The sequence below is a fragment of the Pseudomonas sp. genome (assembly GCF_036387035.1).
Classification (GTDB): Bacteria; Pseudomonadota; Gammaproteobacteria; order Pseudomonadales; family Pseudomonadaceae; genus Aquipseudomonas.
This window is the reverse complement of the sequence record NZ_DASVUM010000005.1, coordinates 1-8,109: the sequence shown is the minus strand read 5'-3', so window position 1 is coordinate 8,109 and position 8,109 is coordinate 1. Positions and strand designations below refer to the sequence as shown.

General features: G+C 59.9%; 10 protein-coding genes. 4 read left to right on the top strand and 6 right to left on the bottom strand.

What is annotated here, in order from left to right; translation table 11 throughout:
* Positions 1 to 4: 4 nt before the first annotated feature.
* From VF672_RS00555 to VF672_RS00545, 3 genes are all read left to right on the top strand, one after another.
* Positions 5 to 379: a YajD family HNH nuclease gene (locus VF672_RS00555; protein ID WP_331100292.1), complete on the top strand. Its 375-nt coding sequence runs from the start codon at positions 5 to 7 to the stop codon at positions 377 to 379.
* A 190-nt stretch (positions 380 to 569) separates the two neighbouring features.
* The gene (locus VF672_RS00550; RefSeq protein ID WP_065986778.1) at positions 570 to 1,058 is read left to right on the top strand and encodes an RNA methyltransferase; all 489 of its coding nucleotides are present in this window, start codon (positions 570 to 572) and stop codon (positions 1,056 to 1,058) included.
* Positions 1,059 to 1,141: 83 nt separating this feature from the next.
* Positions 1,142 to 1,513 carry a DUF2892 domain-containing protein gene (locus VF672_RS00545; RefSeq protein WP_331100283.1) on the top strand — a complete coding sequence of 124 codons (372 nt, stop codon included), beginning with the start codon at positions 1,142 to 1,144 and terminating at the stop codon, positions 1,511 to 1,513.
* Positions 1,514 to 1,572: 59 nt separating this feature from the next.
* On the opposite strand, the gene VF672_RS00540 is transcribed toward VF672_RS00545, so the two are convergent.
* Positions 1,573 to 2,022: a YcgN family cysteine cluster protein gene (locus tag VF672_RS00540; protein WP_331100281.1), complete on the bottom strand. Its 450-nt coding sequence runs from the start codon at positions 2,020 to 2,022 to the stop codon at positions 1,573 to 1,575.
* 303 nt (positions 2,023 to 2,325) lie between these two features.
* Here VF672_RS00540 and VF672_RS00535 point away from each other — a divergent pair, with 303 nt between their 5' ends.
* Positions 2,326 to 2,919, top strand: coding sequence for a nitroreductase family protein (locus VF672_RS00535; protein ID WP_331100279.1), 594 nt, complete (start codon positions 2,326 to 2,328; stop codon positions 2,917 to 2,919).
* Positions 2,920 to 3,059: 140 nt separating this feature from the next.
* Here the strand turns inward: VF672_RS00535 and VF672_RS00530 are convergent, their stop codons facing one another.
* The 5 genes from VF672_RS00530 to VF672_RS00510 form a co-directional block, all read right to left on the bottom strand.
* Positions 3,060 to 3,992 (bottom strand): D-2-hydroxyacid dehydrogenase, encoded by a 933-nt coding sequence (locus VF672_RS00530; RefSeq protein WP_331100277.1) that lies wholly within the window; start codon positions 3,990 to 3,992, stop codon positions 3,060 to 3,062.
* 131 nt (positions 3,993 to 4,123) lie between these two features.
* A complete protein-coding gene (locus tag VF672_RS00525) occupies positions 4,124 to 4,417 on the bottom strand; it encodes a YcgL domain-containing protein (RefSeq protein ID WP_331100275.1) in 294 nt (97 codons plus the stop codon).
* Positions 4,414 to 5,547 (bottom strand): ribonuclease D, encoded by a 1,134-nt coding sequence (gene rnd / locus VF672_RS00520; RefSeq protein ID WP_331100273.1) that lies wholly within the window; start codon positions 5,545 to 5,547, stop codon positions 4,414 to 4,416. The genes VF672_RS00525 and rnd overlap by 4 nt, the downstream gene beginning before the upstream one ends.
* Before the next feature lie 133 nt (positions 5,548 to 5,680).
* Complete coding sequence (locus VF672_RS00515; protein ID WP_414705547.1) at positions 5,681 to 6,340, bottom strand: class I SAM-dependent methyltransferase; 660 nt, start codon at positions 6,338 to 6,340, stop codon at positions 5,681 to 5,683.
* Positions 6,333 to 7,982: a phosphoethanolamine--lipid A transferase gene (locus tag VF672_RS00510; protein WP_331100271.1), complete on the bottom strand. Its 1,650-nt coding sequence runs from the start codon at positions 7,980 to 7,982 to the stop codon at positions 6,333 to 6,335. Before VF672_RS00510 ends, VF672_RS00515 begins: the two co-directional genes overlap by 8 nt.
* Between the last annotated feature and the right edge of the window lie 127 nt (positions 7,983 to 8,109).

Sequence of the window (8,109 nt, the reverse complement as noted above, 5' to 3'; positions counted from 1 at the left end):
CACCATGAGTTCGGTTAATACGCCCACCAACACTTCAAAACTGGACCGCATCCTCGCCGACGCCCAGCGTGACCGCGAAATGGGCTACCGCGACAAGGCGCTGCGCATGTACCCGCACGTCTGCGGCCGCTGCGCCCGGGAATTCGCCGGCAAACGTCTGAGCGAGCTGACCGTTCACCACCGCGACCACAACCACGACAACAATCCCCAGGACGGCTCCAACTGGGAGCTGTTGTGCCTGTACTGCCACGACAACGAGCACTCGCGCTACACCGACCAGCAGTACTTCTCGGAAAGCTCGACCAGCAGCCCGAAAACCGCCAAGGCCACTCACAACCCCTTCGCCGCGCTGGCGGGGTTGATGAAAAAAGACGAGTAGAACGCCTGTTTATTCCACCCGTAAGCCGACTCGCGAATGCAAGAGGAATTGTAAGAGCCGGCTTGCTGGCGAACCGGTCGATTCAGTAACCAGAACATCGACGGACACCCCGCGTTCGCAAGCAAGCCGGCCCCAGCAGATATGAGTGTCCCGTATACTGCTGCGCTTTCTCTGATGAGCACCCTCCCCCGTGGCCAACAAACGCTATGCCTGCATCGGCTTGTTCAATCCCAAGTCCCCGGAAAACGTCGGTTCGGTGATGCGCGCGGCAGGCTGCTATGGCGTGGCGTCGGTGTTCTACACCGGCAAGCGCTACGAGCGTGCGCGTGATTTCGTTACCGACACCAAGAAAATCCATCAGGACATCCCGCTGATCGGCATCGATGACCTGAGAAAGATCATTCCACTGGGCTGTGTGCCGGTGGCGGTCGAGCTGGTGGAAGGCGCACGCGCGCTGCCGGAGTACACCCACCCGGATCGGGCGATCTATATTTTCGGCCCTGAAGATGGCTCGCTGGATAAGGAGATCCGCGATTGGTGCGAAGACGTGGTGTACATCCCCACGACGGGCTGCATGAACCTGGCGGCGACCGTCAACGTCGTGCTCTACGACCGGATGGCCAAAGGCATCAACACCCGCTCTGGCCCGCAGTTCGGGCGCGAGACCGACCGCACCTGAACGGCGCAGGGTGACAAACGCATTGAACAGTTTGCGCTTGCGACAGTCAGCTTAAGGGACCCTACCTTCACGGAGAACGCATCATGAGCGACACCCCGATCATTGAACGCATCGAACGACCTTTGCACGATTATCCGGAGCAGAACGTACAGGGCTGGGAGCGCGTTGGCTCGCTGGCAGGCGGTGTACTGATGATGGGCAAAGGCCTGCGCCGCGGCGGGATCTTTGGTCTGGTGCAGTTGGCGATCGGCGGCGCCGTCCTGGCCCGTGGCATCACTGGTCATTGCTCCGCGAAGGCGCTGATCGACAAGAGCCGCAGTGAGATGGACGTGGCCCGCTCGCGCATCGAAGAAGCAGGCGCCGAACTGAGCAAGCTGAAAACCAAGGCTGAAGTGGCTGTTGAAGATGCGGTCGACACCGGCGTCGACGCGCTGAAAGGTCCAAAAGGCGTCTGACCGACGCTGCATGACCACGCTCGCGACGGCTGAACCGACAGCCTCGCGGGCAGTTTGATTTAGCCTGCACGAAAAATCAGGTGATCCTCCCAGTCGTCCTCGGGCACGCTGCCTTCGCCAAGCATACGTCCGGACTGAGAGATGCGCTGTTTGTGTACCTGTTCCCGATCCCCACACACCAGATGGTGCCAGAGCGGCAGGTCCTTGCCCTCGCTGACCAGCCGATAACCGCAGGTGGGCGGCAGCCACTTGAATTCGTCAGCTTGTCCGGGTGTCAGCTGAATGCAATCCGGGACCTGAGCACGGCGATTCGGGTAATCGGTGCAGGCGCAAGTGTTCAGGTCCAATAACTTGCAGGCGATGCGCGTGTAATAAACGCTGCCGTCGTCTTCGTCCTCAAGTTTCTGCAGGCAGCACAATCCGCAGCCGTCACACAGCGACTCCCACTCGACTGCATCGAGTTGCTCGAGGGTTTTGCGTATCCAGAAGGGTTCTACGTTGGCAGCCATGGTTCTCGCGCAAACAGCTATCGGGCAATGAAAGGCCGCCAGTCTAGAGGTACACGTCAGCTGGGCCAAGCACGGGCGACTGTCGGTACGACGCAGCCGGCACAAGAGAGCGGCTTCAATCCTGAAATACGCAGGCTTGTCAGCAGCGCAGCGGCGCAGTAGCTTTAGCCCTTCGCGGGCAGGCCAGCCATCGCCCGCGCTTGCCGACCCCTTCGCGACGATGCCTGCCGTAAACGGCCCATCAGAATGATCACGTCCCCTCCACCAGGCGGACGGCTTATTTCTTCTTTCAGGATCGAATCCATGAGCGCCAATCCCCGTGTTGCCGAGTACGCCATCGACCCGCAATTCACTGAGCGTTGGTCTCCACGCGCGTTCAGCGACGAGAGCATTCCACAAGAAACCCTGCTGAGCTTTTTTGAAGCCGCGCGCTGGGCCCCCTCGGCGTATAACTCCCAGCCATGGCGTTTTCTTTACGCACGCCGTGACACGCCCAACTGGGAGCGCTTCCTCGGCCTGCTGAACGAGTTCAACCGCGGCTGGGCGCAGCATGCCTCGGCGCTGGTCATCATTATTTCCAAAACCACGTTCACCGCGCCCGGCGCGACCGAAGAAACGCCGGCGCTGTGGCACACCTTCGACACGGGTTCTGCGTGGGGGTATCTGGCGCTGCAAGCCAGTCTCAGCGGCTGGCACACCCACGGCATGGCCGGATTTGATCAAGAACTGACACGCAAGGAGCTGAAGATTCCTGAGGGTTATGCCGTGCACACTGCCGTGGCGATCGGCAAGCTGGGTGATAAATCGACCCTGGCTGACTACCTTCAGGCCCGTGAAACGCCAAGCCCGCGTCGACCGCTGGACGAGCTGGCGGCTGAAGGGGATTTCAGTTTGTAAGGGCTAAGCGCGCTGTTTTAGTGGGACCGGCTTTAGCCGGGAAGGCGTAAGAAACTCCGCCGGAAAATGAATGGCGTACAAAACGTCCCCTTCCCGGCTGAAGCCGGTCCCACTAAAGCGCTGTGTCAGTCGGGAATTGATCAATACCCCTTCGCGAAATCCACTTCCCCGCGCAACGCCTCGCCTGCCGCGTAGGCCTTGAGGTTGTCCACGAACAGCTGCGTCATTGCTGGCGGCGACGTCGGCGCCGAGCTGTGGCCGGTGAGCAGCAGCCCCCACGCCGTCCAGAAGGGGTGACGCTGGGGGAGCGGTTCCTGGCGGCAGACATCGATGACCGCTCCGGCCAGATGCCCTTCCTTGAGGGCCTCGACCAGATCGGCGTCGACCACCGCCGTGCCCCGCCCGACATTGATAAACAACGCGGAAGGCTTGAAACAGGCGAACAGTTTGCCGTTATAGAGGTCATGAGTCTGCGCCGTGTTGGGCAGCAGGTTGATGACGAAATCGACCTCGGCCACCAGACGCGGCAGATCCTCCAACGCAGCCACTTCAGCGAACGGCGCCTGAGCCCGCGCGCTCGACGCGATGCCGTACAGTTCGACGCCAAACGGCACCAGGAACTGAGCGACGTGCTGGCCAATATCGCCTGTGCCGACGATCAGTACCTTGCGGCCGGCGAGACTGCGACCCATGCGGTTATCCCACTTGCGTTCGACCTGACTGACCAGCCGGGCCAGCACTTCGCGTTCGTGCACCAGCATGTACGTGAGCACGAACTCGGCCATCACCTGGCCGAAAATCCCGACGGCACGGGTCAGTTGATAGTCGCGGTACAGCCCGTCGGCCAGCAGCGGTGTGATGCCAGCCCAAGTGGATTGCAGCCATTTCGGTTTGTGGCCCTGGCGCAGCAGATTCGCCAGCAGGTCCGGCTGACCGAGCCAGATCGGCGCTTGGGCAGCCATTTCTGACAGTTCAGCGGAGTGACCGCTGCTCAATACTTCGATCTCGGGCGCAGTCTTGCGCAGCAGTTCGGTGTAAACGGGGTAATCGTGTTCGGCGATCAGAACGCGCATGGATTCAAAACTCGAATAAACGGGGCATGCGACCGCGCAGCGTCCGGGACCCGTATCGGTTGAGCCGGCAGGGTCTGACGCGTGCAACGGTCCGGTGTACCCCTGCGATGGATTGCAGGGTCAGAAATCGATCACATCGGATCGTTGCGGCGCAGCAGCTCCTCGGGCAAGTGCTCGATGTACTCGTCTTCGGCAGGGGGCATTTGCAGGTGATAACCCTGTTTTTCCAGATTGGCGAGCACCGCGTGAATGTCTTCACGGGCCAAGGTGCGCTCCGGCGACAGGACCAGATTGAACGCGTGCTGCGGCTTGCCGAACGCAGCCAGCAACTCCTCGGGCACACGCTCCAGTTCATCGCTCTTGAGGACATACAGGTACATTTCGTTCCTGCGCGGGCTGCGGTAGATGGAGCAAATACGTTTCAAGGCTGTTCTCCGGCATTGGCCAGGCTGTCGAGCAGCATCTGACCCATCAATTCGCGGCGCCAGCCACGCAGCGAATCGGGCAATTTATAGGGACCGTCTGGGTAACCGGTCTTGAGCAAGGCTTCGAGGGTCTTCTTGCGCAGCATCAATTCCGGCGCCATGTCGAGGCGCTCCGCTTGCTGCTGGCCAATGGCGCGCAAACGCTTGAGCACATTGGAGGCCTCGATCGGCAGCGGCTCTGGCAATGCGGGCGGCCACAGATCCGGCGACACGCTGCCGGCTTTCTTGATCAGGTCGAGCAAGAACTCGCCGTCCTGACGCACGGTCTTGGGGTGCATGTCATCGATTTTTGCCAGCGCGACAAGGTTATCCGGCTGAGACTTGGCCAGCGGCCAGAGCGAATGCTCGCGCAGGACGCGGTTGCGGGGCTGATTGCGCAAACGCGCCTGCTGCTCGCGCCAGGCGCACAGTTCACGCAGCACGGCCAATTGCGCGCGAGACAGCTTCCACGCCAGCTTGGCGTCGCGGTACGCGTCGTAGGGATCGGTTTCGCGCTGCAGGTTGGCGACCAGTTCGGCACCGTCCTCCAGCACCCACGCGTATTTATCATCGGACAAACGCGGACGCAGCAGGTTGTACACCTCGGCCAGATGCACGGCGTCTTCGGCGGCGTAGCTGATCTGGGTGTCCGAGAGCGGTCGCTGCAGCCAGTCGGAACGCGTCTCGCCCTTGGGCAGGTCGATGTTCAGGACCTCCTGCACCAGACGCGAGTAGCCCATCGAGAAACCGAGGTTCAGGTAGGCCGCGGCCAGCTGGGTATCGAACAAGGGTGCTGGCAGGCTGCCGGTCAGGCGCAACAGCACCTCAAGGTCCTCGCTGCAGGCGTGAACGACTTTGATGACGTCAGGATTTTCCAGCAGCGCGGCAAGCGGCTTCCACTCGTTGATCAGCAACGGGTCGATCAGGTAGGCGCTTGAACCATCGCCGATCTGCAACAGCGCGGCGATGGGATAGAAGGTGTCGACCCGCATGAACTCGGTGTCGAGCGCAACGTAGGGCAGTGTCTGCCACTGTGCGCAATGTTCGGCGAGGCTATGGTCGTCGCGAATCCAGTGAATATCGATGGCCACACGGCTCTCCCTCGAAGAATGGCGCGCAGTATATATCGCTATACGCGGTTACCGGGCATCCGTCCTGCAAGTCTCGAACAACTTCATCTTTGAAGCGCGCAAACAGCCGCAGTGGAGGCGACCGTTCATCCGGTCACTCGCCCGCCTTGCGCAGTACGTACACCCGCCACATGGCGTAGCCTGGAAGAAAGTCGTGGTGATCGACGATCCTGAAACCCGCCCGCGCGAACTCGGATTCAATCTCGCCGCGGCAGACCACAAACCGGTTGCGGGGGACAGACGTCCCGGGTGCCAGGCGTCCCTGCTGCCGCTTGCGACGCCAGGCTTTCACGTTGCCGTCCACCCACAGCGCGACGATGGCCGTGTCGCGGGTCACCCGATAAAACTCGTCGAGTATCGCAGCGCGTTTCTCGCTGTCGTTCAAGTGATGGAACAAGCGCATGCAGAAAATACAGTCCACTGCGTTCGCGGAGAGGCCGATGGAAAATGCCGAGCTCTGAAACGTGCGGATGCGCTGGCGCACCTCGCTCGATGACTGCGCTTCGGCGAACGCCAGCCTGTCCGTAGAAGGGTCGGCGGCCAGAATCACCCGGTTGGTGTGTTCGGCGAGCACCGGCCAGAAACGCCCGGAGCCAGCGGGGACGTCCAGTACCAGCCCTGGCTCGCCCGCATCGCGCAAGGCCATCCGCGCCAGCTGCGCATCCCGCCACAGACTCAGACGTCGGCCGAAGGTCTGTTCACGCCCGCCCATGTACGCCTCAGCTTGAGCTTCGTTATTGAGGGGCTCATTCATTGGCCAGTACCCCGTCCGTATAAATCCCCCGACAGCCTGCAAACATATCCAGCGCCGGGTTATAGACACTTGTCCGTACTTGCAACAGACCCAGCATGGAATGAAACAGGTTGTCTTGGCTAAGCGGCGTGTTTCGTTCTTTTTGCAGGCAGTGCGTGTCCACCGCGAACGACTGCTGATAGTTGTCGGAAAACCAGGCAATCAGCGGAACATGCTTTTGCTGATCGGGGGCCAGCATATAAGGCGTACCGTGCAGGAACAGGTTGTACTCACCCAGCGACTCGCCGTGATCGGAAAGATAAACCATGGCCGTATCCACCTTGCCCTGATTGTTGCGCAGGATATCGATCAACGAGGCCAGGACATGGTCGGTGTACAGCAAGGTGTTGTCATAGCCATTGACGATGCTTTCTCGCGAACAATTATTCAGCGCATTGCTTTCGCACACCGGGGTGAACTTCTCAAATTCTTTCGGGTAACGCTTGAAGTACTCGGGGCCATGACTGCCCATCTGGTGAAGGACCAGCACCGTGTCCTTGTCCAGTGTGTCGATGAAGTGCTGCAGGCCCTGCAAAAGAATCTCGTCGCGGCATTCGTTATTGGCGCACAGCGCAGGGTCCTTCAAGTTGCTCACATCCTGCAACGTCACCCGGTCGCAGGTGCCCTTGCAGCCCGACTGGTTGTCGCGCCAGATGACATCGAGTCCCGCGCGTTTCAGCACATCGAGCATGCCCTCTTCGTTTCGAGCAGCCGTGGCGTTGTAATCCTTGCGGCCCATGTTGGAAAACATGCAGGGGACCGACACCGCGGTCTCCGTGCCGCAGGAATGCACGTCAGTAAAGGTGAGCAAGCCGCGCTCCTTGCTCAACTGCGGCGTGGTATCGCGGCTGTAGCCCAGGATGCCGAAGTTCTCGGCCCGTGCGCTCTCGCCCACCACCAGCACGGTCAGCGACTTGCGCTTGTGTTGCTGCCAGTCGCTGGCAAGTTTGGCGTCCTGACCGATGCTCACGAACGGCCGTTGCGCAGACTTGACCTGCTCGCTCAAATAACCCACGGACGCCGCAAGGTAATTACTCGGCACGACCATCAGGCGCAACTCGTGGTGATTGCGAAACAGCGACGACAGCCCTTGATAATTTAACAGTGCCACACCACCAATGGCGACGGCGCACACGACAGACACCAGCGCCTTGCTGAGCAACTCACGGGGCCAGTGGCGATAAATAATTGGGGTCTTTAAAAGAAGTAACGACGGCACGAGACCTAAAAAGAATAAATAGCCCAGTAACTTCAGCGAGAGCAGATCGCGCACTTCTGTGACATTGGTCTCGGCAAAGTTTCTGAACATGCCCGCGTCAATCATCACGCCGTACTGGCTCATGAAGTAAGCCACGCCAGCACTGATGAAAAACAGAATGATCAACACAGGCTTCAATACGCGCTTGAACGCCAACAACGTGAAAAATATATTGAAAACGCAGAACACCATCAGCGCAAAAGCGCCACGCAACAACATGCCCTTACCGTCGGAGTCGGTAATTGCAAATACATGCTGCCACAGGGTCAGGTTAAACCCGACCAACAAAAAGGCACTGGCAAGCAATGTCACAAGCTCGGGACGAACTGCTTTTACGTTCAGCATAAAAGTCTGCTTGGCTGGAAATGAGAATATCTACGCGGAAGGAGGCCCGCCGATGCAGCGAACTTTAGGCACCGGGCCATCAATTTTTTGTGAAAAGGATGAGAACGATTGGTGGGGTGGGAGTGTT